General features: G+C 62.1%; 20 protein-coding genes. 14 read left to right on the forward strand and 6 right to left on the reverse strand.

The window, feature by feature from the left end; all coding sequences use genetic code 11:
* Nucleotides 1–101: 101 nt before the first annotated feature.
* The 5 genes from OGV19_RS18695 to edd all read right to left on the reverse strand — a co-directional run bounded on the left by OGV19_RS18695 (nt 102) and on the right by edd (nt 6,547).
* Nucleotides 102–1,388 carry an ABC transporter substrate-binding protein gene (locus OGV19_RS18695; protein WP_264310106.1) on the reverse strand — a complete coding sequence of 429 codons (1,287 nt, stop codon included), beginning with the start codon at nt 1,386–1,388 and terminating at the stop codon, nt 102–104.
* A 144-nt stretch (nt 1,389–1,532) separates the two neighbouring features.
* Nucleotides 1,533–2,987, reverse strand: coding sequence for an ATP-binding protein (locus OGV19_RS18700; protein ID WP_264310107.1), 1,455 nt, complete (start codon nt 2,985–2,987; stop codon nt 1,533–1,535).
* Nucleotides 2,968–3,693: a two-component system response regulator GltR gene (gltR, locus tag OGV19_RS18705; RefSeq protein ID WP_264310108.1), complete on the reverse strand. Its 726-nt coding sequence runs from the start codon at nt 3,691–3,693 to the stop codon at nt 2,968–2,970. Before gltR ends, OGV19_RS18700 begins: the two co-directional genes overlap by 20 nt.
* A gap of 71 nt (nt 3,694–3,764) precedes the next feature.
* Nucleotides 3,765–4,724 carry a glucokinase gene (locus OGV19_RS18710; RefSeq protein WP_264310109.1) on the reverse strand — a complete coding sequence of 320 codons (960 nt, stop codon included), beginning with the start codon at nt 4,722–4,724 and terminating at the stop codon, nt 3,765–3,767.
* On the reverse strand, nt 4,721–6,547 hold the full coding sequence (edd, locus tag OGV19_RS18715; protein WP_264310110.1) for a phosphogluconate dehydratase: 1,827 nt from the start codon (nt 6,545–6,547) through the stop codon (nt 4,721–4,723). Before edd ends, OGV19_RS18710 begins: the two co-directional genes overlap by 4 nt.
* A 263-nt stretch (nt 6,548–6,810) precedes the next feature.
* On the opposite strand from edd, the gene gap reads away from it, so the two are divergent.
* From gap to OGV19_RS18745, 6 genes are all read left to right on the forward strand, one after another.
* Entirely contained in the window at nt 6,811–7,812 is a 1,002-nt protein-coding gene (gene gap, locus OGV19_RS18720; protein ID WP_264310111.1) for a type I glyceraldehyde-3-phosphate dehydrogenase, read from the forward strand.
* Between the two features lie 135 nt (nt 7,813–7,947).
* Nucleotides 7,948–8,460 (forward strand): RNA polymerase sigma factor, encoded by a 513-nt coding sequence (locus tag OGV19_RS18725; RefSeq protein ID WP_264310112.1) that lies wholly within the window; start codon nt 7,948–7,950, stop codon nt 8,458–8,460.
* Nucleotides 8,461–8,551: 91 nt separating this feature from the next.
* Entirely contained in the window at nt 8,552–9,514 is a 963-nt protein-coding gene (locus OGV19_RS18730; protein WP_264310113.1) for a FecR family protein, read from the forward strand.
* A 149-nt stretch (nt 9,515–9,663) separates the two neighbouring features.
* Nucleotides 9,664–12,252, forward strand: a complete 2,589-nt coding sequence (locus tag OGV19_RS18735) for a TonB-dependent receptor (RefSeq protein WP_264310114.1) — start codon at nt 9,664–9,666, stop codon at nt 12,250–12,252.
* Nucleotides 12,253–12,395: 143 nt separating this feature from the next.
* Nucleotides 12,396–12,989 carry a biliverdin-producing heme oxygenase gene (locus OGV19_RS18740; protein WP_264310115.1) on the forward strand — a complete coding sequence of 198 codons (594 nt, stop codon included), beginning with the start codon at nt 12,396–12,398 and terminating at the stop codon, nt 12,987–12,989.
* A 54-nt stretch (nt 12,990–13,043) separates the two neighbouring features.
* On the forward strand, nt 13,044–13,457 hold the full coding sequence (locus tag OGV19_RS18745) for a YbaN family protein (protein WP_264310116.1): 414 nt from the start codon (nt 13,044–13,046) through the stop codon (nt 13,455–13,457).
* Here OGV19_RS18745 and arcD (OGV19_RS18750) read toward each other — a convergent pair.
* A complete protein-coding gene (gene arcD, locus OGV19_RS18750; protein ID WP_264310117.1) occupies nt 13,437–14,864 on the reverse strand; it encodes an arginine-ornithine antiporter in 1,428 nt (475 codons plus the stop codon). The genes OGV19_RS18745 and arcD (OGV19_RS18750) overlap by 21 nt on opposite strands.
* 434 nt (nt 14,865–15,298) lie before the next feature.
* On the opposite strand from arcD (OGV19_RS18750), the gene arcD (OGV19_RS18755) reads away from it, so the two are divergent.
* The 8 genes from arcD (OGV19_RS18755) (at nt 15,299) to gcvH (ending at nt 24,261) form a co-directional block, all read left to right on the forward strand.
* Nucleotides 15,299–16,726 (forward strand): arginine-ornithine antiporter, encoded by a 1,428-nt coding sequence (arcD, locus tag OGV19_RS18755; protein ID WP_264310118.1) that lies wholly within the window; start codon nt 15,299–15,301, stop codon nt 16,724–16,726.
* 32 nt (nt 16,727–16,758) lie between these two features.
* Nucleotides 16,759–18,021, forward strand: coding sequence for an arginine deiminase (gene arcA / locus OGV19_RS18760; protein ID WP_264310119.1), 1,263 nt, complete (start codon nt 16,759–16,761; stop codon nt 18,019–18,021).
* A 70-nt stretch (nt 18,022–18,091) separates the two neighbouring features.
* Complete coding sequence (locus OGV19_RS18765; RefSeq protein ID WP_264310120.1) at nt 18,092–19,102, forward strand: ornithine carbamoyltransferase; 1,011 nt, start codon at nt 18,092–18,094, stop codon at nt 19,100–19,102.
* A gap of 147 nt (nt 19,103–19,249) precedes the next feature.
* On the forward strand, nt 19,250–20,179 hold the full coding sequence (gene arcC, locus OGV19_RS18770) for a carbamate kinase (protein WP_027595649.1): 930 nt from the start codon (nt 19,250–19,252) through the stop codon (nt 20,177–20,179).
* Between the two features lie 56 nt (nt 20,180–20,235).
* Nucleotides 20,236–20,604: a DUF5064 family protein gene (locus tag OGV19_RS18775; RefSeq protein WP_264310121.1), complete on the forward strand. Its 369-nt coding sequence runs from the start codon at nt 20,236–20,238 to the stop codon at nt 20,602–20,604.
* A gap of 170 nt (nt 20,605–20,774) precedes the next feature.
* Nucleotides 20,775–22,283 carry a transcriptional regulator GcsR gene (locus OGV19_RS18780; protein ID WP_264310122.1) on the forward strand — a complete coding sequence of 503 codons (1,509 nt, stop codon included), beginning with the start codon at nt 20,775–20,777 and terminating at the stop codon, nt 22,281–22,283.
* A gap of 115 nt (nt 22,284–22,398) precedes the next feature.
* Nucleotides 22,399–23,604 carry a sodium/glutamate symporter gene (gene gltS, locus OGV19_RS18785; RefSeq protein WP_264310123.1) on the forward strand — a complete coding sequence of 402 codons (1,206 nt, stop codon included), beginning with the start codon at nt 22,399–22,401 and terminating at the stop codon, nt 23,602–23,604.
* 273 nt (nt 23,605–23,877) lie between these two features.
* Entirely contained in the window at nt 23,878–24,261 is a 384-nt protein-coding gene (gene gcvH / locus OGV19_RS18790) for a glycine cleavage system protein GcvH (RefSeq protein WP_264310124.1), read from the forward strand.
* Nucleotides 24,262–24,270: the final 9 nt, after the last annotated feature.

Consider the following 24,270-nt stretch of genomic DNA (forward strand, 5'->3'; position numbering starts at 1 on the left):
GCACCGCTTCGCGGGCAAGCCCGCTCCCACACAGGCCCAGCTCACCGCAGGTCATGGACAGAGCGCCCAACCGGTGGGAGCGGGCTTGCCCGCGAAGGGGGTTATTGGGCGGCTTTGATCGCCGCTGCCAGTTTCTTCGCCGCATCGGCCGGATCGGCCTTGGGGTCGTTGATGTAGTTGGTCACCACATCGAAGAAGGCGCCCTGTACGGCAAGCGTGGTGGCCATGTTGTGTGCCATGCTCGGCTGCAGGCCGCCCGTCTTGGCATCGGCCAAGAAGTCCTTGGCGGAGGTCTGGGCGCAGGCGTCGAAGCCGTACTTGCTCATGTCAGCAAGCATGTCGTTGCGCACCGGGATCGAGCCCTTGTTGCTGCTGAACACCTTCTGGAATTCCGTGCCCAATACCTTGCGGGCGATGTCCTGCTGGCCGGCTGACGTGCCGGCATCGTTCTGTTTGAACACCACCAATGAGTCGATGTTGTACAGGAAGCCATTGCCCGTACCGGGGAACGGTACGCACTGGTAATCCTTGCCGGCGACTTTGTTGGCCAAAGTCCACTCGCTCTTGGCCCAGTCACCCATGATCTGCATGCCGGCCTTGCCGTTGATAACCTTGTTCGCTTCCAGGTTCCAGTCCTGGCCCTTGCCGTCCGGGTCCATGTAGGTGGCGATCTTCTTCAGCTCGGTCAACGCCTTGATCATTGCCGGGCCGGTCAGTGCGGCGCCGTCCAGATCGACCAGGGCCTTCTTGTAGCCCTCCACGCCCATCACCGAGAGCGCCACGCTTTCGAACACGGTGCTGTCCTGCCACGGCTGGCCACCGTGGGCGAGCGCGATGAAGCCGGCGGCCTTGAGTTTGTCGGCGGCAGCGTAGAATTCGTCGAGGGTCGCGGGGGCCTTTTCGATACCGGCTTTCTTGAAGACGTCGGGGTTGATCCACAGCCAGTTGGTGCGGTGGATGTTGACCGGCACGGCGACGTAGTCACCGTCGTACTTCACAACGTCAGCGACTTTCTTGTCGAGCAGCGAGTCCCACTTTTCCTGGATGGCCACGTCCTTGAGCACGTCGTTGTCGAGCAGCCCGGTAGCCGCCCAGTCCTGGATGTCCGGGCCCTTGATCTGAGCGACGCCTGGCGGGTTGCCAGCCACCGCGCGGCTCTTGAGCACGGTCATGGCCGTGGCACCGCCGCCACCGGCGACAGCGCCGTCCTTCCAGGTGAAACCGTCTTTCTCGACTTGCGCCTTGAGCACATCGACGGCGGCTTTTTCACCACCGGAGGTCCACCAGTGCACGACCTCGACGCTGCCTTTGACATCGGCGGCCAGGGCGCTGAGGGGGAAAAGGGAAGCGAGGGAGATCGCGGCAGCGAGACGGAGCGTGGAATTCATCGAAGCACCTTTCTTGTTGTTATGCCGTGCAAGTCGGTCGCTTGCGTTACCTGCAGTCTAATCAGCAAGCTCGACTCGCCAGGTAACGAAGCGATGCGTGAATGTCATCGTTTGGTGACATTGGCGGCACCAACGACAGCGCACTCAATCCAGCCCTCGCGGCAGATACAGGGTCACCCGCAAGCCACCCTCGCGCAGGTTGAGCAAGCTCACTTCACCGCCATGGCTATGGGCAATATTGCGTGCAATGCCCAGGCCCAGCCCATACCCCTGCTGCTGCCCGGCCAGCCTGAAGTGCGGCTCGAATACCTGTTCCATCTGCTGCTGCGGTACACCCGGCCCTTGGTCATCGACCTGCAAGACAAACCCCTCGGCACTGTCGATGACCCGCAAGCGTGCCCGCTCGCCGTACTTGAGGGCGTTGTCGATCAGGTTGCCGATACAGCGGCGCAACGCCAGCGGCTTGCCCAAGTAGGGTGCCAATGCCTGCCCATCCACGGTGATACGGCCATCCCTCAGATAAGGCTCGGCAAGGATTTCCAGCACCTGGTTGAGGTCTACCGGCTCGATGTTCTCGTGGATGTCGGTGTCTTTCACACACTGCAACGCCCCTTTGACCAACAGCTCCAGCTCGTCCAGGTCCTGGCTGAACTTGGCCTGCAGGCGTTCGTCCTCCAGCAGTTCGACGCGCAAGCGCAGGCGCGTGATCGGCGTGCGCAGGTCGTGGGAAATGGCGCTGAACAGTTGGCTGCGCTCGGTCAGGTAGCGGCTGATGCGCTCGCGCATGCTGTTGAAGGCCCGCCCCACTTCGACCACCTCGCTGCCGCCGCCTTCGGCCACGGGCGCCACGTCGGCACCTAGCGACATCTCCCGCGCGGCCCGTGCCAGGCGCTTGAGCGGCCAACTTTGCCAGTGCACCAGCAGGCCGATGAACAACAACAGCAAAGCCGTGGTGAGCACGATGAAACCGATCTGCTGGCGTGGCAGGCGCTCGGCCTCAAGGCTGGTGTAGGGTTCGGGCAGCAGCGAGGCGATGTACAGCCACTCGCCCTCGCCCAGGCGGATTTGTGTCACCAGCACCGGGGGATTGAGCGGCTCCAGGGTCAGTGAATAATGCGCCCAGGAGCGCGGCAGCTCATCGAGCTTCAAGCCACTGTTGAAAATCCGCAGGTCATCCGGGGCGACGAATGCCACCGAGACTTCCATCTGCGGCCCCAAGCGCTCGTGCAGCACCGCTTGGAACACCTCGATCACCGCCTGCTTGCGCGGGGTGATGGGCAGCACCGGCATGTCCAGCGGCTTGTCGTTGAGCGACACGAAAAAGCGCGTGCCGCCCATGCTGCGTAATTGGTCCAGAACCATCGGCCGATAGGCCACCGGTAGCGACCGGAAGTAACTGACACTGGCTGTCATCGAATGGGCCAGACTGCTGGCACTGGCACGCAGCCCTTGCAGCTGGCTGGCCCGCAACTGGGCGACCCAGATGACGCTGGACAGGCCTTGCGCCAGCAGCACCACCAGCAAGGTCAGCAGCAGCATGCGCCCCAGCAGCGAGCGCGGCAGCAGGCGCCAGCGCCGCTCAGGAAGCGCAGCAGACATGGGCAGCCAGCAGGTAGCCACTGCCACGCACGGTGCGGATCAGCCGTGGTGGTTTTTCGGTGTCGCGCAGACGCTGGCGCAGGCGGCTGACCGCCATGTCGACGATACGGTCCAGCGGCATGGGTTCACGGCCACGGGTGGCATTGCCGATGGTGTCGCGGTCGAGGATCTGCTGGGGGTGATCGAGAAACAGTTTCAGCAGGGCGAAATCGGCGCCCGACAGGATCACCTCTTCGCCATCACGGTGGAACAGCCGGTGGCTGACCGTGTCCAGGCGCCAGTCGTCGAATGCCAGCACGGCACTGCTCGGCGCCGCCTGGCCGAACTCGGCACGGCGCAGCAAGGCTTTTATCCGCGCCTGCAGTTCACGCGGGCTGAAGGGTTTGCCGAGGTAATCGTCGGCGCCCAGCTCCAGGCCGATGACCCGGTCGGCTTCGTCAGAACTGGCGGTGAGCATGATGATCGGCACCCGCGCTTGACGCGGGTGCTGGCGTACCCAGCGGCACAGGCTGAAACCGTCTTCGTCGGGCAGCATCACGTCGAGGATCACCAGGTCGCAGGGGGTGTTTTCCAGGGCCTGACGAAAGCCCTGCCCATCGGCCTCGGCGTGGACCTGAAAACCGGAACGGCTCAGGTAGGTTTGCAACAGCTCGCGAATTTCCTGATCGTCGTCGACCATCAGGATCGATTTTCCGGCAGTACTCAAGGTGTCCCGCCCTCTTGTTTATCGCAGGTCTTTTGCCTGCTGAGGGGGCCGCTTCGCGACCCATTCACACATCAGTGATCCAGCGCCTGCTGCAAGGCCACCCCGGCCCCCAGCAAACCCGAAAACTCCGCCGTCACCAACCACACCGGCACCCCGGCAAAATACCCACTCATGCAACCCTTGTCGGCAAAGCTTGCAGCAAACCCGCTGCGCAGGAACAGCTCGGCGAACCGCGGGATCACACCTCCGACAATGTAAACCCCACCCCTCGCGCCCAGGGTCAGCACATTGTTACCTGTCACGCGCCCAAGGAACCGGCAAAACTGCTCGACCACCGCCAGCGCCCGTGGCTCACCGCCCAAAGCGGCATCGGTAATCTGTGCCGGGGTCTTGTGTCGCGGCGTGTCGCCATCCAGCGCGCACATGGCCTGATACAAACGCACGAGGCCACCGCCGCTGAGCACGGTTTCGGCACTGACATGACCGATCTGGCCGTGAATCTGCTGATGGATCGCCGCCTCGCGGGCATTGCCCACCGGCAGATCGACGTGCCCACCCTCGCCCGGCAGCGCCTGCCAGTGCTGCTCGCCCAGGCGCAACAGGCTACCGACGCCAAGGCCGGTACCGGGCCCGATCACCAGCGCAGGCCGCAGCGGGTCGGCATGGCCAGGGCACACCTCGCGAAACTCCCCTTCTTGCAGGCGGGTCATGCCCAGCGCCATGGCCGAGAAGTCGTTGATCAGCATCAATCGCTCGACCTGCAGCGTATTGCAGAACGCACTACGGCTCAGGCGCCAATGGTTGTTGGTGAAACGGAACTCATCACCATCAACCGGCCCCGCCACCGCCAGGCACACCGCCGACAGGCCACCACGGACGATGCCCTGATCGTTCAGATAGGCCTCGATGGCCTGCTCGGGGCTTGTGTAGTCAGCGGTTGCGAAGACCTTCACCTGATACAGCTGGTTGTCACGCCACAACGCAAAACGGGCATTGGTGCCACCGATGTCGCCAACCAGCAGGTCCTTCATTTGAGGTTCTCCAAAGCCGAGGTAAAGGCGCTGGCGCCCTGCTCGGCCGGGCTGAACGCCATGCGCATGAAACCGAACAGTTCGCGCCCGCAGCCCAGGTCGTTGCCCTGAGGCGCCGGCGGCAGGTCACGGCTGGCCAGTTCTTCGGCCGACACTTTCACCTGCAGCGTGCCGGCGACACCATCGACCCGCACGATATCACCCTCGCGCACGCGCGCCAGCGGGCCGCCGTCATAGGCCTCGGGGCAAACATGGATGGCGGCCGGGATCTTGCCCGAGGCGCCAGACATGCGCCCATCGGTGACCAGCGCAACCTTGTAGCCACGGTCCTGCAGCACACCCAGAAACGGTGTCAGCTTGTGCAGCTCGGGCATGCCGTTGCAACGCGGCCCCTGGAAACGCACCACGGCGACGAAGTCGCGCTCCAGCTCACCGGCCTTGAAGGCATCGGCCAGCGACTGCTGGTCGTGGAAGATCCGCGCCGGGGCTTCCACCACCTGGTGTTCGGGGGCGACGGCGGAGACTTTCATCACCCCGCGCCCCAGGTTGCCTTCCATCACCCGCAGGCCACCTTCGGCCGAGAACGGCCGCGCCACCGGGCGCAGGATGCTTTCGTCCAGGCTCTGCTCTGGCCCTTCACGCCAGACCAGCTTGCCGTTGTCGAGGAATGGCTCTTGGGTATAGCGGCGCAAGCCGTGGCCTGCCACGGTGTTGACGTCTTCGTGCAGCAACCCGGCATCGAGCAGCTCGCGGATCAGGAAGGCCATGCCACCCGCCGCCTGGAAATGGTTGATGTCGGCCTTGCCGTTGGGGTAGACGTGGGACAACGTCGGCACCACTTCGGACAGGTCGGCCATGTCTTGCCAGGTCAACTGGATGCCTGCCGCCTGGGCGATCGCCGGCATGTGCAAGGTGTGGTTGGTGGAGCCACCCGTGGCGTGCAGGGCGACGATCGAGTTGACCAGTGCCTTCTCGTCGACGATCTCGCCCAGCGGCATGAAACTGCCACTGGCCTTGGTCATGCGCGTGACCTGCTGCGCCGCCTCGGCGGTCAATGCGTCACGCAAGGGAGTGTAAGGGTTGACGAACGAAGCGCCCGGCAGGTGCAGCCCCATCACTTCCATCACCAGCTGGTTGGTGTTGGCAGTGCCGTAGAAGGTGCAGGTGCCTGGGCTGTGGTAGGAGTTCATCTCTGACTCCAGCAGCTCTTCACGGCTGGCCTTGCCTTCGGCGTAGCGCTGGCGTACGTCGGCCTTCTGCTTGTTGGAGATACCCGAAAGCATCGGGCCACCCGGCACGAAAATGGTCGGCAAGTGCCCGAAGCGCAACGCGCCCATCATCAAGCCGGGGACGATCTTGTCGCAGATGCCAAGCATCAGCGCGGCGTCGAACATGTTGTGCGACAGGGCGACGGCGGTGGACATGGCGATCACTTCACGGCTGGCGATGGCCAGTTCCATGCCCGGCTCGCCCTGGGTCACGCCATCGCACATGGCCGGCACGCCGCCGGCGAACTGGCCGACCGAGCCAACCTCGCGCAGGGCCTGCTTGATCTGTTCGGGGAAGTGCTGGTACGGCTGGTGCGCCGAGAGCATGTCGTTGTAGGCCGAGACGATGGCCACGTTGGCCGCGTTCATCAGGCGCAGGCTTTGCTTGTCCTGGGTGCCGCAACCGGCCACGCCATGGGCGAAGTTGGCGCACTGCAGGCTGGCACGCATGGGTCCGTCACTGGCCGCGCCGCGAATCAGCTGCAGGTAGCGTTCACGGGTGGCACGGCTGCGTTCGACCAGCCGTTGGGTGACCTCAAGGATGCGCGGGTGCATGTACTGGACTCCAGGCTAACTGTATGGGCGGCTTAGCGGGCATTTCCCCTCCAAACGATTGCGACCTAGGCTCAAGAAAAGGGCCTTGGATGCAACGCTGAGAGGTCAACCCAACCACTCGTTGTATGTTTAAACAAAATACTGCCACTAAAAAGGCTTGTTTTCTATCTGATAGTGAATAATCTTGTAATTCCAACAACAAAACCGTTTCAGTGAAGCCCCTTTGTGCCACAGGCCTCACTCGAACCGCCAGAGGTAATGCCATGACCCTTCGCATCGCCATCAATGGATTCGGCCGCATTGGGCGCAATGTCCTTCGCGCACTGTATACCCAAGGCTACCGCCAGGACCTGCAGGTCGTCGCCATCAACGACCTGGGCGACAGCGCCATGAACGCCCATCTGCTCAAGTACGACAGCGTGCACGGCACCTTCGACGCCAGCGTCGAAGCCGATCATGAAAGCCTCACGGTCAATGGTGACCGTATCGCGGTCAGTGCCATCCGCAACCCGGCCGAACTGCCCTGGAAGGCCGAGGCGATCGACGTGGTGTTCGAGTGCACCGGGCTGTTCACCGAGCGTGCCAAGGCTGCTGCGCACCTGGCTGCAGGCGCAGGCAAAGTGATCATCTCGGCACCGGCCAAGGGCGCTGACGCCACCGTGGTCTATGGGGTTAACCACGACGTGCTGCGCGCTTCGCACCAGATCATTTCCAACGCCTCCTGCACCACCAACTGCCTGGCGCCAATCGCCCAGGTGCTGCACCGCGAGTTCGGCATCGAACAAGGCCTGATGACCACCATCCATGCCTACACCAACGACCAGGCGCTGACCGACGTCTACCACAGCGACCCGTACCGTGCGCGCTCGGCCACCCAGTCGATGATCCCCAGCAAGACCGGCGCCGCCGAAGCCGTGGGCCTGGTATTGCCGGACCTGGCCGGCAAGCTGACCGGCATGGCGGTACGGGTGCCTGTGATCAACGTGTCGCTGGTGGACCTCACCGTCAACCTCAAACGCGAAGCCACTGCTGACGAGGTCAACCAGCTGTTCCTGGAGGCCAGCCGACATTCCAAGGTATTGGGCTACAACGCCTTGCCATTGGTTTCCTGCGATTTCAACCACAACCCACTGTCGTCGATCTTCGATGCCAACCATACCCGGGCCACCGGGCGGATGCTCAAGGTGCTGGCCTGGTACGACAACGAGTGGGGGTTCTCCAACCGGATGCTGGATAACTGCCTGGCGTTGTGCAGCGCGCGTTGAGCCCTTCGGCCCCATCGCCGGCTTGCCGACGATGGGGCCGCACGACAATCTTTACCTTTTCTACACACTTCCAGACTTGACCTTTGGTACAGATGATAAGCATTATCATTAACCTTTCGTCGGCCAGGTCCCCCCGTGAGTCAGTCCCGGTTCAACTCCGTTTTCCTCGTCCAGCGCCTGACCCTGCTGCGTACCTTGCAACGCATGGTGGGTAACCACAGCACAGCCGAGGACCTGCTGCAGGAAACCTACCTGCGGGTTTCCCGCGCCTTGAGCGAACGGCCCATCGAGCATATCGAACCCTTCGTGTTCCAGACCGCCCGCAACCTTGCCCTCGACCATTTGCGCGCGCGCCGGGTGCAATCGCGCATGCTGGTCGACGACGTGCCCGACGAGGTTCTGCACAGTGTCGCTGCGCCCACCAGCAGCAGCGAAGACGCCGCCCACGCCGAACAATTGCTCAAGCACCTGAGTGTCAGCCTCAACCAACTGAGCGAGCGCCAACAGCGCATCTTCATCCTCAGCCGCCTGCATGGCGCCACCTACCTGGAAATCGCCGAACAATTGAACGTCTCGGCCAGCACGGTACAGAAGGAACTGAAACTGATCATGGCCATCTGCATGGGCGTCGCCGACCGGCTCAAGTGATGCGACCGCCGGCCACCTGGGCAACGCAAAGCGCTTGCCACACCCCGCCTTAGCCTTGATCATTCGTGAATAACCCTTTCAAGGATTCACCGTGACCCACCGCCCCGTCCCTCCCCCGACACCTGCAGGGCCCAACGCCCGTGCCCGTGCCATGGACGAGGCACTGGACTGGCTGGTACGCCTGCAATGCGCCGATGCCCACGACACCCAGGCCTTCGAAGCCTGGCTCAGTGCCGCAGCGGAAAACGCCGAAGCCTATGTCGAAGCAGAAGCGCTGTGGAATGGCATGCCGCTGCACCAGGCGGCCGTGCAGATGCATCAGGGCCAGCGTCGTTCCTTGCGCGGGCGCCTGCGCCGCCACTGGAAACCGCTGGCTACCGCTGCGGTGCTGGTGGTTGGCCTGTTCACCCTCGGCAACCTGCCCGTGCGGCTGCAGGCCGATCACCTGACCGTGGTGGGCGAACGTCAGCGCCTGCAACTGGACGACGGCGCGAAAGTGTTGCTCAACACCAATTCAGCGTTCGCCAGCGACCTGCGCGAAGGGCGCCAGGTCGCCCGCCTGCTCCAGGGCGAGGCCTACTTCCAGGTCCCCGAAGGCGCGCAAGTGCCGCTTGAGGTCCAGGCTGGCCCACTCCGAGCACAGGTGCGTGACACCGACTTCGCCGTACGTTACCTCGACGGCGAAGCCCAGGTGCGGGTACAGCGCGGTGATGTCGACCTGCAAGCCGCCAGCGACCAGCGCATCCGCCTCAGTGCCGGCGACAGCATCAGCGTCGGCCCCCAGGGCTTCGGCCAGCGCCAGCGCGCAGACATGCAAAAGGACCTGGCCTGGGTCGATGGCCGCCTGGTGTTCGAGAACTGCCCGTTGAGCCAGGTGCTGGCCGAGGTCAGGCGCTACTACCCGGGCTGGATCATCAACCGCAACGCCGGCCTGGAAGACGTCGCGGTCACCGGCAACTATCGCCTCGACCAACCCCTGGAAACCCTGCGCGCCCTGGCGCACATCACCTCTGCCCGGCTGCACGAATACCCCGCTGTGGTCATCCTCAACTGATTGCCGCTGCAGATGCTGCGACTGCGATCATTTATTTTTACGCGATCGCGCTACCCCGCCCGTCTCGTTATAGCCAATGCAACTGATTCTTGTTTGATAACAAGAACAGTCATCACCTATAACAGTTCGCGCGTCTGGGAGCGCTTTCGATGTCCACAGGTCCAACTCGCCCGTCCACACTTTCCCGCCGTACAGGGCAATTGTCCCTGCTGAGCCTGGCCCTGCTCGCCTGCGGCGCCTGCAGCCTGCCGGCCCTGGCCGCCGAACCGGCCCAGGCCAGCAGCCCGCGCATGGGCGACTACCGCTTCAGCATCGGCCAGCAACCACTGGTATCGGCCATCAATGCCTTCAGCCAGGTCACCGGCTGGCAAGTCGGTTTCAGTGCCGAACTGGCCGATGGCGTGGCCTCGCCAGGGGTGCAGGGCTCGCTGCCACCGGACGCGGCGCTCAAGCGCCTGCTGCAGGGCACCGGCCTTGGCTATCGCAAGATCGGTAACGGCAACGTGGTGCTCGAACGCCAGACCACCGGCAAAGTCATCGCCCTGCAGCAGGTGACCGTCAGCGCCACCCGCAGCGCGCAAGACGTCAGCCAGGTGCCGAGCACCGTCAGCGTGCAGACCCGCGAGCAACTGGACCGCCAGAACGTCAATAACATCCAGGACCTGGTGCGTTACGAACCGGGCGTTTCCGTGGCCGGTACCGGCCAGCGCAGCGGCCTGAACGGCTACAACATCCGCGGCATCGACGGTGAGCGGATCCTCACCCAGATCGACGGTGTGTCGATCCCCGACAGCTTCTTCTACGGCCCCTACGCCCAGACCCAGCGCAACTACGTCGACCCCGAGATCGTCAAGCGCGTGGAGATCCTGCGCGGCCCGGCATCGGTGTTGTACGGCAGCAACGCCATCGGCGGTGCGGTGAGCTATTTCACCCTCGACCCGGACGACATCATCAAACCCGGCAAGGACGTCGGCGCCCGCCTGAAGACCGGCTACAGCTCGGCCGACGAAAGCTGGCTGACCTCCGCCACCGTGGCCGGCCGCCAAGGCGACGTCGACGGTTTGCTGCACCTGAGCCAACGCAACGGCCATGAGAACGAGTCCTACGGTGGCCACAGCGGTGACGGCCTGGCCCGCACCGAAGCCAACCCACAAGACGTACGCACCACCAACGTGCTGGCCAAACTGGGCTGGAACTACGCCGACGACGCGCGCCTGGGGTTCACCTACGAGCGTTACAAGGATGACCGCGACCAGAACATTCTCAGTGCGGTGGGTGGGCCGTTCATTCCAGGTTTCGGCGCTATGAACTCCTATCGCATGCGCCAAGGCAACGATACGGTGACCCGCGAGCGCTTCGGTATCAATCATGAGTTCGGTCTCGATAGCATGGTTGCCGACCATGTCAAATGGAGCCTCAACTACCAGATTGCCAAGACCGATCAGACCACCGATGAGTTGTATGTCGCCTCAGGTCGCCAGGTACTTCGGGACCGCCAGACCACCTACAAGGACCGCCAATGGGTATTCGACGCCCAGCTGGACAAAGCCTTCAGCATCGGTGAGACCGATCACCTGCTGACCTACGGCACCACGCTCAAGCATGAAAAAGTCACCGGATCCCGCAGTGGCTCGGGCACCTGCGTAAACGTTGGCGGCAGCTGCACAGCCATCGGCCAGGACAGCGCCCGCGATGGCCAGGCCCTGGTCAGCGATTTCCCGGACCCGACCGTGAACACCTACAGCCTGTTCGTCCAGGACGAGATCCGCTGGAACAACTGGACCTTCCTGCCAGGCGCCCGCTATGACTACACGCACATGGAGCCCAAGTTCACCGACGCCTTCCTGCGTGGCCTGGAGTCCACCGGCACCGCGCCCACCTCCCAGGACGACTCGGACAAGAAGTGGCACCGCGTCTCGCCCAAGTTTGGCCTGACCTACGCGTTCAACGACAACTACACCTGGTACGGCCAGTACGCCGAAGGCTTCCGCACGCCCACTGCCAAGTCCATGTACGGCCGCTTCCAGAACCTGGAGCAAGGCTACCGCGTAGAGGGCAACCCAGGGCTTGAGCCTGAAAAGAGCAAAAGCTACGAAACCGGCCTGCGTGGCAACTTCGACGCCGGCAACTTCGATGTGGCGGTGTTCTACAACAAGTACCGCGACTTCATCGATGAAGACGCCGTGCAGAGCGCCAACCTGGAACAGACCTTCCAGGCCAACAACATCAAGCACGCCACCATCAAGGGCGCTGAGGTCAAGGGCCGCCTGAACCTGGACCACTTCGGTGCCCCGCAAGGCCTGTACACCCAAGGCTCGATTGCCTACGCCTACGGCCGCAACGATGACACCGGCCAGCCGTTGAACACCGTCAACCCGCTCAAGGGCGTGTTCGGCCTGGGTTACGAGCAGCAAAACTACGGCGGCCTGCTGAGCTGGACGCTGGTCAAGCGCAAGACCCGCGTGGACGACACCCACTTCTACGCACCCGACGGTTCGAGCAGCAAGTTCCGCACCCCGGGCTATGGCGTGCTGGACCTGACCGGTTTCTACAAGGTGACCGACGACGTCACCATCAACGCGGGCCTGTACAACCTCACCGACAAGAAATACTGGCAGTGGGATTCGGTACGCAGCTACGACGGCCAGGGTGAGGCGGCTGTGACCCAGCCAGCCAACATGGACCGTTTGACCATGCCGGGGCGTAACTTTGGCATCAATGTGGTGTGGGATATCTGACCTGAGCTGGCCAGCGCCGGCCTCTTCGCGGGTAGCCCCACAAAGAGGCCGGCACATTCAACACAAAAACCCAGTTTTTTTACTGTCCCGCCCGCGCTATTTCGTCTTGTATCTAGATGCCCCTTTTTCCAAGGACTGCCCCCATGACCGAACGCCCAGCCCTGCGCTCCCAGCGCCTCAACCAGATCACCCACGCCCCGCACGCCGAGCTGGATGCCCTGGTCAAGTCCCACGCCCCCTTCGACAGCCGTGAAAGCTTTGCCCGCTTCGTGGTCGCCCAGTACCTGTTCCAGTCCGAACTCAAGGCCTTGTACAACGACCCACAACTGATCGCCATCGTCCCCGACCTGGCCGAGCGCTGCCGCGCCGAGCAGGCCTGCCTGGACCTCGCCGACCTCGACACCGACGTGCCCGGCCCCGTAGCCGGCGCGGTACAAAATCCGAGCCTGGGCGAGGCCATGGGCTGGATCTTCGTCTCCGAAGGCTCCAAACTGGGCGCTGCGTTTCTGATCAAGCGTGCCGTGGCCCTGGAGCTGTCCGACAGCTTCGGTGCCCGCCACCTGGGCGAACCGGCCGGCGGCCGTGCCGAAGGCTGGAAACAGTTCACCCGTATCCTCGATGGCCTGGCGCTGTCGGCCGAAGAAGAGGCCGCTGCAGAACGGGGTGCGGTCGCCGCCTTCGAGCGCTTCACCGAGCTGCTCAAACACGCCTATGCTGCGAATGCCGCGCTGGTCTGACACGCTCTGCCCGGCCACCCCACCGGTGGCCGAACCGTTTTTCGCAGTGAGACCATGACCCAACCTGCCCGCTCGAAACTTGCCCGCCTGCTGTATGGAATCCTGGCTTACTTAAGCTTGGGCATAGGCCTGGTCGCGATCGTCATTCCCGGCTTGCCGACCACCGAATTCATCCTGCTGGCAGCCTGGGCAGCCACCCGCAGTTCACCGCGCCTTTCGGCCTGGCTGGAGAGCCATCGGTTGTTCGGGCCGATTCTGTTCAACTGGCGCAATGGCAAGGTGATCCAGCGCCGTGCCAAAGTCAGCGCGACGATCAGCATGCTGCTGTGCGCGGGCCTGATGCTGACCTTTCTCGACCATCACTGGCCGGTGTTTCTGGCAATCGGCGGCATGGCCCTGGGCAACCTGTGGATCTGGTCGCGCCCCGAACAGGCATGCCCTGCCGGGTCACAAGCTCAACAGCCCTGAATACAGCGCGTACGCCGCCAGCGCAGCACCTGCCAGCACCGCGGCAAAAATCAGCTTTTCCCATGTGGTGAACAGGGTCTGCCCTTGCTCGTGCTTGGCCCTGGCGAACAGGATCACCCCCGGGGCATACAACAATGCCGACAGCAGCAGGTACTTCAGCCCACCGGCGTACAGCAACCAGACCGCATACAACAAGGCAACCATTGCCACCAGCAGGTCCTTGCGCCGCAAGGCCACTTGCCCTGCGTAGGTTTCTGCGCGCAGCGCCAACAGCACCGCATAAGCCGCCGACCACAGGTAGGGCACCAGGATCATCGACGAGGCCAGGTAGATCAGGCTGGTGTAGGTCCCTGCCGAAAACAGCGTGATCAGCAGGAAACCCTGGATCATGCAGTTGGTCAGCCATAAGGCATTGGCCGGTACATGGTTGGCGTTTTCCTTGGCCAGAAAGCGCGGCATGGTCTTGTCGCGTGCGGTGGCAAAGAGGATTTCTGCGCACAGCAGAGCCCATGAAAGCAAGGCGCCGAGCAGCGAAACGGCCAGGCCGATACTGATCAGCAACGCGCCCCACGGGCCGACGATGTGCTCCAGCACCGACGCCAACGACGGGTTCTGCAAGCCGGCAAGCTCCGGTTGGGTCATCACCCCCAGCGACAGGACGTTGACCAGCACCAGCAGCGCCAGCACGCCCAGAAAGCCGATCACCGTGGCCTTGCCCACATCCGAGCGGCGCTGCGCACGCCCGGAATACACGCTCGCGCCTTCGATGCCGATGAACACGAACACAGTCACCAGCATCATGTTGCGCACCTGATCCAGCACATTGCCGAACTGCGGGTTGCTCAAGCCCCAGATATCACGGGTGAAGATATCGGCACGGAAGGCGAAGGCTGCGATAACGATAAAAATCAGCAACGGCACCACCTTGGCCACGGTGGTCACCTGGTTGATGAAGGCGGCTTCCTTGATCCCGCGCAGCACCAGAAAGTGCACCGCCCACAGCAGCAGCGAGGCGCAGCCGATGGCGATGGGCGTGTTGCCTTCGCCGAATACCGGAAAATAAAAACCCAGGGTACTGAACAGCAGCACGAAGTAACCGACGTTGCCGAGCCAGGCGCTGATCCAGTATCCCCAGGCCGAAGAGAAGCCCATGTAGTCGCCAAAGCCCGCCTTGGCGTAGGCATACACCCCCGAGTCCAGCTCGGGTTTGCGGTTGGCCAGGGTCTGGAACACGAACGCCAGGGCCAACATGCCGACCGCAGTGATGCCCCAGCCGATCAGCACCGCACCGACATCGGCGCGTGCTGCCATGTTCTGCGGCAGCGAGAAGATCCCGCCACCGATCATCGAGCCCACCACCAGTGCGATCAGCGCGCCCAGGCGCAGCTTCTGTCCCGGTTCGCTCATGTGCCTCCCTTTTTTCACACCCTGTCATGCGTTTGAAATAGCCGTGAAGGCTATATAAACGCTGTGACTTATATTGATAAGTGCCCTAAAAGCTATAGCACTCATAACTGCTTTGTCTATGCCAGCAATCTGTTAAAAACTAGCAGCTGCCCAGCAACTAGGGAAGAAACTGTTAAAACTCGATTTTTTTGTGAAAAATTTGCGAAAGCAGCAAAAACAGCTAGCTTCAAGCATCGCAGGCCGAACAGAGCGTTTGCTCTAGAAGGACATGGAGGTGCCAGCGTGCAAGGCCTGCAGCAGAGCTGTCGGCACTCTCCAGGAGCCACGTGAAGGAATTTTCCTACTTTACGTGCCCATGAACTGACCCAAGTCAGCGAATGGCGCAGGCGTCGGATTTACTCTGTCGTCAACTTTCTCCTGGCAGGAGTTGTTAAATGTCTGATTCATCCGGAAAACTAAAGCTCGGTGCGTTAGTTGCACTTGTAGTGGGTTCAATGATTGGCGGCGGGATCTTCTCGCTGCCGCAAAACATGGCGGCCAGCGCGGGGGTTGGCGCGGTGCTGATCGGCTGGGCGATCACTGCGGTCGGCATGCTGACCCTGGCGTTCGTGTTCCAGACCCTGGCCAACCGCAAACCTGACCTGGACGGCGGGGTGTACGCCTACGCCAAGGCCGGTTTCGGTGACTACATGGGCTTCTCTTCGGCCTGGGGTTACTGGATCAGCGCCTGGCTCGGCAACGTCGGTTACTTCGTGCTGCTGTTCAGCACCCTCGGTTACTTCTTCCCGATCTTCGGCGAGGGCAACACCCCCGCTGCGATCATTGGCGCCTCGATCCTGCTCTGGGCCGTGCACTTCCTGGTACTGCGCGGGATCAAAGAAGCGGCGTTCATCAACCTGGTCACCACGGTAGCCAAGATTGTGCCGCTGGTGCTGTTCGCCCTGATCTGCCTGTTCGCCTTCAAACTCGACGTGTTCACCGCCGATATCTGGGGCTTGGGCACGCCGGAACTGGGCAGCGTGATGAACCAGGTGCGCAACATGATGCTGGTCACCGTCTGGGTGTTTATCGGTATCGAGGGTGCAAGCATCTTCTCGTCACGGGCGGAAAAACGCGCTGACGTGGGCAAGGCCACCGTCATCGGCTTCGTCACCGTGCTGCTGTTCCTGGTGCTGGTCAACGTGCTGTCGCTGGGCATCATGACCCAACCGGAACTGGCCAAGCTGCAGAACCCGTCGATGGCCGCCGTGCTTGAACATGTGGTCGGCCACTGGGGCGCAGTGCTCATCAGCGTCGGCCTGATCATCTCGCTGCTCGGGGCCCTGCTGTCGTGGGTGCTGCTGTGCGCCGAGATCATGTTCGCCGCCGCCAAAGACCACACCATGCCGGAGTTCCTGCGCCGCGAAAATGCCAATCAGGTGCCGGCCAATGCCCTGTGGCTGACCAACGCCATGGTGCAGATCTTCCTGGTCATCACGCTGTTCTCCAGCAGTACCTACCTGTCGCTGATCTACCTCGCCACCTCGATGATCCTGGTGCCCTACCTGTGGTCGGCGGCCTATGCCTTCCTGCTGGCACTGCGCAGCGAAACCTACGAGCAAGCCTTGGCCGAACGCAAGAAGGACCTGTTCATCGGCGCCATCGCCTTGCTGTACGCCATCTGGCTGCTGTACGCCGGCGGCGTGAAGTACCTGTTGCTCTCGGCCCTGCTGTACGCCCCTGGGGCCATCCTGTTCGCCAAGGCCAAGCGCGAGGTTGGCCAACCTATCTTCACCAACGTGGAAAAACTGATCTTCGCGGCCGTGGTCGTCGGCGCCCTGGTGGCTGCCTATGGCCTGTACGACGGCTTCCTGACCCTTTGACCCACGTCTTCGCACACATGGAGGAATGAACAATGTCCGCTGAAAAACAGAAGTACGGTGTCCACTCCGAAGCCGGCAAATTGCGCAAAGTGATGGTCTGCTCCCCTGGGCTGGCGCACAAGCGCCTGACCCCGAGCAACTGCGATGAACTGCTGTTCGACGACGTGATCTGGGTCGACCAGGCCAAGCGCGACCATTTCGACTTCGTCACCAAGATGCGCGAGCGCGGCGTCGATGTGCTGGAAATGCACAACCTGCTGACCGACATCGTGCAGCAACCAGAAGCCCTCAAGTGGATCCTGGACCGCAAGATCACCTCTGACACCGTGGGTGTCGGCCTGACCAACGAGGTGCGTAACTGGCTCGAAGGGCTGGAACCACGCCACCTGGCGGAGTTCCTGATTGGCGGCGTGGCGGGCCAGGACCTTCCAGTAAGCGAAGGCGCCGAAGTGATCAAGATGTACAACAAGTACCTGGGTCACTCCAGCTTCATTCTGCCGCCGCTGCCCAACACCCAATTCACTCGTGACACCACCTGCTGGATCTACGGTGGCGTGACGCTCAACCCGATGTACTGGCCTGCGCGACGCCAGGAAACGCTGCTGACCACAGCCATTTACAAGTTCCACAAGGAGTTCACCGGTGCCGACTTCCAGGTCTGGTATGGCGACCCGGACAAGGATCATGGCAACGCCACCCTTGAAGGCGGCGACGTGATGCCGATCGGCAAGGGCATCGTACTCATCGGCATGGGCGAGCGCAGCTCGCGCCATGCCATCGGCCAACTGGCTCAGAACCTGTTCGAGAAAGGTGCGGCCGAGAAAGTCATCGTCGCAGGCCTGCCGAAGTCCCGCGCAGCGATGCACCTGGACACCGTGTTCAGCTTCTGCGACCGCGACCTGGTAACGGTATTCCCGGAGGTGGTGAAAGAGATCAAGCCATTCATCATCACCCCAGACTCCAGCAAGCCCTATGGCATGAATATCGCGCCGCAGGATGCCTCGTTCCTCGAGGTGGTATCCGAGCAGTTGCTGGGCAAGAAAGACAAGCTGCGCGTGGTCGAGACCGGCGGCAACAGCTTTGCCGCCGAGCGCGAACAGTGGGATGACGGCAACAACGTGGTGGCCATCGAGCCGGGTGTGGTCATCGGCTACGACCGCAACACCTACACCAACACCCTGCTGCGCAAGGCAGGGATCGAGGTCATCACCATCAGCGCCGGCGAACTGGGCCGAGGCCGTGGCGGCGGCCACTGCATGACCTGCCCGATCGTGCGCGACCCGATCGACTACTAACGACCATCACACCCGGCCGCCTCCACAAGACCGCGGCCGGGCACATCACCGAACTCAAGGAGAAATCGTCATGGCGTTCAACATCCACAACCGCAACCTGCTCAGCCTCGAACATCACACCACGCGCGAGCTGCGCTACCTGCTGGACCTGTCCCGCGACCTCAAGCGCGCCAAGTACACCGGTACCGAACAGCAGCACCTGAAGGGCAACAACATCGCCCTGATCTTCGAGAAGACCTCGACCCGCACCCGCTGCGCCTTCGAAGTCGCCGCCTATGACCAGGGCGCCAACGTCACCTACATCGACCCCAATTCTTCGCAGATCGGCCACAAAGAAAGCATGAAGGACACCGCCCGCGTACTTGGGCGCATGTACGATGCCATTGAGTACCGTGGCTTCAAGCAGGAAATCGTCGAAGAACTGGCCAAGTTCGCCGGTGTGCCGGTGTTCAACGGCCTGACCGACGAATACCACCCAACCCAGATGATCGCCGACGTGCTGACCATGCGTGAAAACAGCGACAAGCCGCTGCACGACATCAGCTACGCCTACCTGGGCGATGCCCGCAACAACATGGGCAACTCGCTGCTGCTGATCGGCGCCAAGCTCGGCATGGACGTGCGCATCGCCGCGCCCAAGGCGCTGTGGCCGCATGACGACCTGGTCGAGCGCTGCAAGAAGTACGCTGAAGAAAGCGGCGCACGCATCACCCTCACCGAAGACCCGAAAGCCGCCGTCAAGGGCGTGGACTTCGTGCACACCGACGTCTGGGTATCGATGGGCGAGCCGATCGAAGCCTGGGGCGAGCGCATCAAGCAGCTCAAGCCTTATCAGGTGAATGCCGAGCTGATGAAGGCCACCGGCAACCCGCGCAGCAAGTTCATGCACTGCCTGCCGGCCTTCCACAACTCCGACACCAAGGTCGGCAAACAGATCGCCGAACAGTACCCGGACCTGGCCAATGGCATTGAAGTGACCGATGACGTGTTCGAGTCGCCGGCCTGCATCGCCTTCGAGCAGGCGGAAAACCGCATGCATACCATCAAGGCGATCCTGGTTTCGACCCTGGCTGACCTTTAAAGGCCACGCCTGATCTCTGTGGGAGCGGGCTTGCCCGCGAATAGGCCAGCCGCAACACCTCGTTGCCCGAGCTGACGCCTTCGCGGGCAAGCCCGCTCCCACAGGGTCGGCGTCGATCGTCAACATTTCCGATAAAGGACATTCCCCATGCGTATCGTTGTTGCATTGGGCGGCAACGCCCTGCTGCGTCGCGGCGAGCCCATGACCGCTGACAACCAGCGCGCCAATATCCGCACCGCCACCGAACAGATCGCCAAGATTCACCCCGGCAACGAACTGGTCATCGCCCACGGCAACGGCCCCCAGGTGGGCCTGCTGTCGCTGCAGGCGCTGTCATACAAGCCGGACGAAGCCTACCCGCTGGACGTGCTCGGCGCCGAGACCGAAGGCATGATCGGCTACATGATCGAACAGGAGCTGGGCAACCTGCTGGCGTTCGAAGTGCCGTTCGCCACCCTGCTCACCCAGGTCGAAGTGGACGCCAACGACCCGGCCTTCAAAGACCCGACCAAGTTCATCGGCCCGGTCTACAGCAAGGAAGAAGCCGAGCGCCTGGCCAAGGAAAAAGGCTGGGTGGTCAAGCCCGACGGCGACAAATACCGCCGTGTGGTGGCCAGCCCCAAACCCAAGCGCATCTTCGAAATCCGCCCGATCAAGTGGCTGCTGGAAAAGAGCAGCATCGTGATTTGCGCCGGCGGCGGTGGCATCCCCACCATGTACGATGAAAACCGCAAGCTCAAAGGCATCGAAGCGGTCATCGACAAGGACCTGTGCTCGGCACTGCTGGCCGAGCAACTGGAAGCCGACCTTCTGATAATCGCCACCGACGTCGATGCGGCCTACATTGACTGGGGCAAGCCTACGCAAAAAGCCATTGCCCAGGCCCACCCTGACGAACTCGAGCGCCTGGGCTTCGCCGCCGGCTCCATGGGGCCGAAGGTGCAAGCTGCCAGTGACTTTGCCCGCAACACCGGCAAAGTGGCGGTGATCAGCTCGCTGGAGAACATCGAAGACATCGTCAAAGGCACCGCCGGCACCCGGGTTTCCACCGCCAAGCCTGGGATCAGCTACCGTTGAATGCAGTGGGCGGGCGCCTGGCGCCCGCCATTTTCGACCTTCCAAAGGAGCTTGCCATGGCCCAGTACCACCCCGGTCATGTACACATCGAGCGCACCGCGCTGAACACCAATGACCACAGCTATGACCTGAACATCGAATACGAGGCAGTGTCGGATCCCAGGGAAGGCAGAGGCATTCAGTTCCACATGCATGGCAGCATCGAAGGCAAGACGGTGGAGGAGAAGTTCTTCCTGCCCAAGGACCAGGTGTTGCCCAGCTTCCTCATGCTGTTGACCCGCAAGGCTCAGTCTTACCTGGCCCCGCCGAAGAAATTCGAGAACCTGAGTTCACCGCACAAACTCTACGACTATATGTTCGCGGACATTCGCGAAAAGCTGGACGTGAAATCAGGCGACGCGATCAAGCCTGAACATCTGGAGTGAGTTCAGAATTTTGGGGCTGCTTTGCAGCCCTATCGCGACACAAGGCCGCTCCCACAGGAGAATGCGTCAACTTTGTGGGAGCGGCCTTGCGTCGCGAAAGGGCCGCAAAGCGGCCCCGGCAATGTTAAGGCATACTACCGCCCTCCCCGGCCACCACCCCAACCCTCCCCATGCGCATCCACGTCAGCTTCATCGACCGCGTCGGCATCACCCAGGAAGTCCTCGCCCTGCTCGGTGCCCGCAACCTCAACCTGGACGCCGTGGAGATGGTCCCGCCGAACGTCTACATCGACGCCCCGACCCTCAGCCCCGCCGTGCTCGAAGAGCTGCACGATGCCTTGTTCGAAGTGCACGGCGTGCAGTCGGTGGATGTGGTCGACATCCTCCCAGGCCAACGCCGCCACCTGCAACTCGACGCCCTGCTCGCTGCCATGAGCGACCCGGTACTGGCCGTGGACAGCGCAGGCCTGGTGCTGCTGGCCAACCCGGCGCTGATCGCCCTGTGCGGGCGCGAGTCGGCCGGGCGCTCGGTGGGCGAACTGTTCGGCGACAACGGCCTGCTACAGGCCCTGCAGGACAACAACTTCCACCTGCCGATGCGTGAGATGCAGCTCAACGGCCAGAGCCTGCTGCTCGACGCCACGCCGATCACCAACGCTGGCGGCCTGCTGACCCTGTATCCACCGACACGCATGGGTGAGCGCCTGTCGGCCTTGCACCACGACCACGCCGAAGGGTTCGACGCCCTGCTGGGTGAATCACCAGCCATCCGTACCCTCAAGGCCCGCGCCTTGCGTGTGGCAGCCCTCGATGCCCCCTTGCTGGTGCACGGTGAAACCGGCACCGGCAAGGAACTCGTGGCCCGCGCCTGCCATGCCATCAGCAGCCGACACGCCGCGCCGTTCCTTGCCCTGAACTGCGCCGCGCTACCCGAGAGCCTGGCCGAAAGCGAGCTGTTCGGCTATGCCCCAGGCGCCTTTACCGGCGCGCAGCGGGGTGGCAAACCGGGGTTGATGGAGCTGGCCAACCAAGGCACGGTGTTTCTCGACGAAATCGGCGAAATGTCACCCTACCTGCAGGCCAAGTTGCTGCGTTTTCTCAGCGACGGCAGCTTCCGCCGCGTAGGTGGCGACCGCGAGGTGAAGGTGGATGTACGCATCATCAGCGCCACCCACCGCGACCTGGAGCACATGGTGGCCGAAGGCACCTTCCGTGAAGACCTGTTCTACCGCCTCAACGTGCTCAACCTGCAGGTGCCGCCGCTGCGCGACCGTGGCCAGGACATCCTGATGCTGGCGCATTTCTTCATGCAGCAGGCCTGCACGCAAATTCAGCGCCCGCCTTGCCGCCTCACGCCAGCCACCCACTCGGCGCTGTTGGCCAACCCCTGGCCGGGCAACGTACGCCAGCTGCAGAACGTGATTTTCCGCGCTGCGGCCATTTGCGAGAGCAACCTGGTGGACATTGGCGACCTGGATATTGCCGGCACCTCGGTGGCCCGTGGCCAGGATGGCGAAGTGGCAAGCCTGGAGCAGGCCGTGGGGGATTTCGAACGGGAGCTGTTGCAGCGTTTGTATGCAAGCTACCCCTCGACACGGCAATTGGCAGGCAGGCTGCAAACTTCGCATACCGCCATTGCGCAGCGGCTGCGCAAGTACGGTATTCCCCAAAAGCCATGAAGGTTGTTGAAAAGTCCGGAAGCGCTTCAGTATTGTCCTACAGGGTGCACCGATACTACCCAACTGTGCTTGCGTAGAATGGCCGCTCGCCTGTGGATATAAAAAGAGCACCCTGATGTTTGAACTCGACTTTTACGGCACCTTGGTAGCGGCTTCTTTAGTACTTTTATTAGGCCGCGGCCTGGTCGCACGCGTGGGTTTATTACGCACCTACAACATACCAGAGCCCGTCGCCGGCGGTTTGGTCGTTGCGTTTTGCCTGTTAGGGCTGCGGCACTTTGATATCCACGTGCAGTTCGATACTTCCCTGCAAACGCCCTTGATGCTGGCGTTTTTCGCCACCATTGGTTTGAGTGCAGACTTTGCCAGCCTGAAAAAGGGTGGGCGTGTCGTTGCCATCTTCCTGCTGGTGGTGACTGGCCTGCTGCTGGTTCAGAATGCCATGGGCATCGGGCTGGCCACGGCATTGGGCCTCGACCCGCTGATGGGCCTGCTGGCCGGTTCGGTTACCCTGTCCGGTGGCCATGGCACAGGCGCCGCCTGGGGCGCAACGTTCAGTGAGCAGTTTGGCCTGGCCTCTGCCTCCGAGCTGGCACTGGCCGCTGCAACGTTCGGCCTGGTGTTGGGCGGCCTGATCGGTGGCCCGGTCGCGCGCTTGCTGGTCAAGCGCGTACAAACCAGCGGCATAGCGCAAGCGCAGCCACAACAGCCCAGGGGCTTTGAACAACCGAACGAAGAGCGCCTGATCACCTCAGCCAGCTTTATCGAAACCCTCGCGCTGATTGCCGTCAGCTTGCTGGCGGGCTCACTGTTGAACGGCCTGTTAAAGGGCACTGCACTTGAATTGCCAACCTTCGTTTGTGTGTTGTTCGTCGGCGTAGTATTGCGCAATGGGCTTTCAGCCTTGGGCGCGTATCGTGTGTTCGAGCGTGAAGTTTCAGTGCTGGGTAATGTCAGTCTTTCACTGTTTTTGGCGATTGCGTTGATGTCGCTTAAATTATGGGACTTGGCGGCACTGGCGTTCCCGTTCTTTATTCTTTTGGCTACGCAAGCACTGGTCATGGCATTGTTTGCCATCTTCATTACGTTCAGGGTCATGGGCAGTAACTATGACGCAGCTGTATTAGCGGCTGGGCATTGCGGTTTTGGCCTGGGAGCCACGCCGACCGCCATTGCCAACATGCAAGCCGTGACGCAACGCTACGGGCCTTCGCATATCGCCTTTCTGGTAGTACCGATGGTGGGTGCGTTCTTCATCGATATCATCAATGTGATCGTGATCAAGTTGTATTTGGCCTTGCCGTTCTTCACGGCTGGCTGAAGCTTTAACAACGTATCGAAATCACTACACCGTACTGATTTCGATACAACCCCTCTCGAGTGCGTCTACACAAGGGTTTGATCCTCAAACCCTTTTCCTCCCCCCGCCTTCTGTATCGATTTCATTCCAGAAGAATGAAAGCCTTCTCGCAAAATATAATCAAATCATTGATTTATAAGAACTTTTTCCTACTGGCCGCATTATTGCTAGGGATATTCCAACCCAAGAGCGCGGAGCCACCGCGCCCAACGCCCTGCTTCCCGAGGAATTCCCATGAGCGAGTTGCGTTTCACCGAAGATCACGAATGGCTGCGCGTCGAAGCCGACGGCAGCGTCACCGTGGGCATCACCGCCTACGCCCAGAACGCCCTCGGCGATGTGGTCTTCGTGCAACTGCCTGAGCTGCAGCAGTACGAAAAAGGTGCCGAAGCCTCCACCGTCGAATCGGTCAAGGCCGCCAGCGGCGTGTACATGCCGCTGACCGGCGAAGTGGTCGAAGTCAACGGCCAGCTCGAAGACAGCCCGGAACTGGTCAACGAAGACCCGATGGGCGAAGGCTGGTTCTTCCGCTTCACCCCGGCCGACATGAGCGAAGTCACCGCCCTGCTCGACCAGGACGCTTACGACCGCCTGCTCAAAGCCAACGACGACGCCTGAGGAACCGCA

This window comes from Pseudomonas putida, from assembly GCF_025905425.1.
Lineage (GTDB): Bacteria > Pseudomonadota > Gammaproteobacteria > Pseudomonadales > Pseudomonadaceae > Aquipseudomonas > Aquipseudomonas putida_AF.

Excerpts from the sequence above, each read along its gene's own strand:
- gap (WP_264310111.1), top strand. The coding sequence starts at position 6,811 with ATGACCCTTCGCATCGCCATCAATGGATTCGGCCGCATTGGGCGCAAT.
- arcD (WP_264310117.1), bottom strand. The coding sequence starts at position 14,864 with ATGAGCGAACCGGGACAGAAGCTGCGCCTGGGCGCGCTGATCGCACTG.
- arcA (WP_264310119.1), top strand. The coding sequence starts at position 16,759 with ATGTCCGCTGAAAAACAGAAGTACGGTGTCCACTCCGAAGCCGGCAAA.
- OGV19_RS18775 (WP_264310121.1), top strand. The coding sequence starts at position 20,236 with ATGGCCCAGTACCACCCCGGTCATGTACACATCGAGCGCACCGCGCTG.
- OGV19_RS18700 (WP_264310107.1), bottom strand. The coding sequence starts at position 2,987 with ATGTCTGCTGCGCTTCCTGAGCGGCGCTGGCGCCTGCTGCCGCGCTCG.
- OGV19_RS18745 (WP_264310116.1), top strand. The coding sequence starts at position 13,044 with ATGACCCAACCTGCCCGCTCGAAACTTGCCCGCCTGCTGTATGGAATC.
- OGV19_RS18765 (WP_264310120.1), top strand. The coding sequence starts at position 18,092 with ATGGCGTTCAACATCCACAACCGCAACCTGCTCAGCCTCGAACATCAC.
- gcvH (WP_264310124.1), top strand. The coding sequence starts at position 23,878 with ATGAGCGAGTTGCGTTTCACCGAAGATCACGAATGGCTGCGCGTCGAA.
- OGV19_RS18780 (WP_264310122.1), top strand. The coding sequence starts at position 20,775 with ATGCGCATCCACGTCAGCTTCATCGACCGCGTCGGCATCACCCAGGAA.
- OGV19_RS18735 (WP_264310114.1), top strand. The coding sequence starts at position 9,664 with ATGTCCACAGGTCCAACTCGCCCGTCCACACTTTCCCGCCGTACAGGG.
- gltS (WP_264310123.1), top strand. The coding sequence starts at position 22,399 with ATGTTTGAACTCGACTTTTACGGCACCTTGGTAGCGGCTTCTTTAGTA.
- arcC (WP_027595649.1), top strand. The coding sequence starts at position 19,250 with ATGCGTATCGTTGTTGCATTGGGCGGCAACGCCCTGCTGCGTCGCGGC.
- arcD (WP_264310118.1), top strand. The coding sequence starts at position 15,299 with ATGTCTGATTCATCCGGAAAACTAAAGCTCGGTGCGTTAGTTGCACTT.
- OGV19_RS18710 (WP_264310109.1), bottom strand. The coding sequence starts at position 4,724 with ATGAAGGACCTGCTGGTTGGCGACATCGGTGGCACCAATGCCCGTTTT.
- OGV19_RS18695 (WP_264310106.1), bottom strand. The coding sequence starts at position 1,388 with ATGAATTCCACGCTCCGTCTCGCTGCCGCGATCTCCCTCGCTTCCCTT.
- OGV19_RS18740 (WP_264310115.1), top strand. The coding sequence starts at position 12,396 with ATGACCGAACGCCCAGCCCTGCGCTCCCAGCGCCTCAACCAGATCACC.
- edd (WP_264310110.1), bottom strand. The coding sequence starts at position 6,547 with ATGCACCCGCGCATCCTTGAGGTCACCCAACGGCTGGTCGAACGCAGC.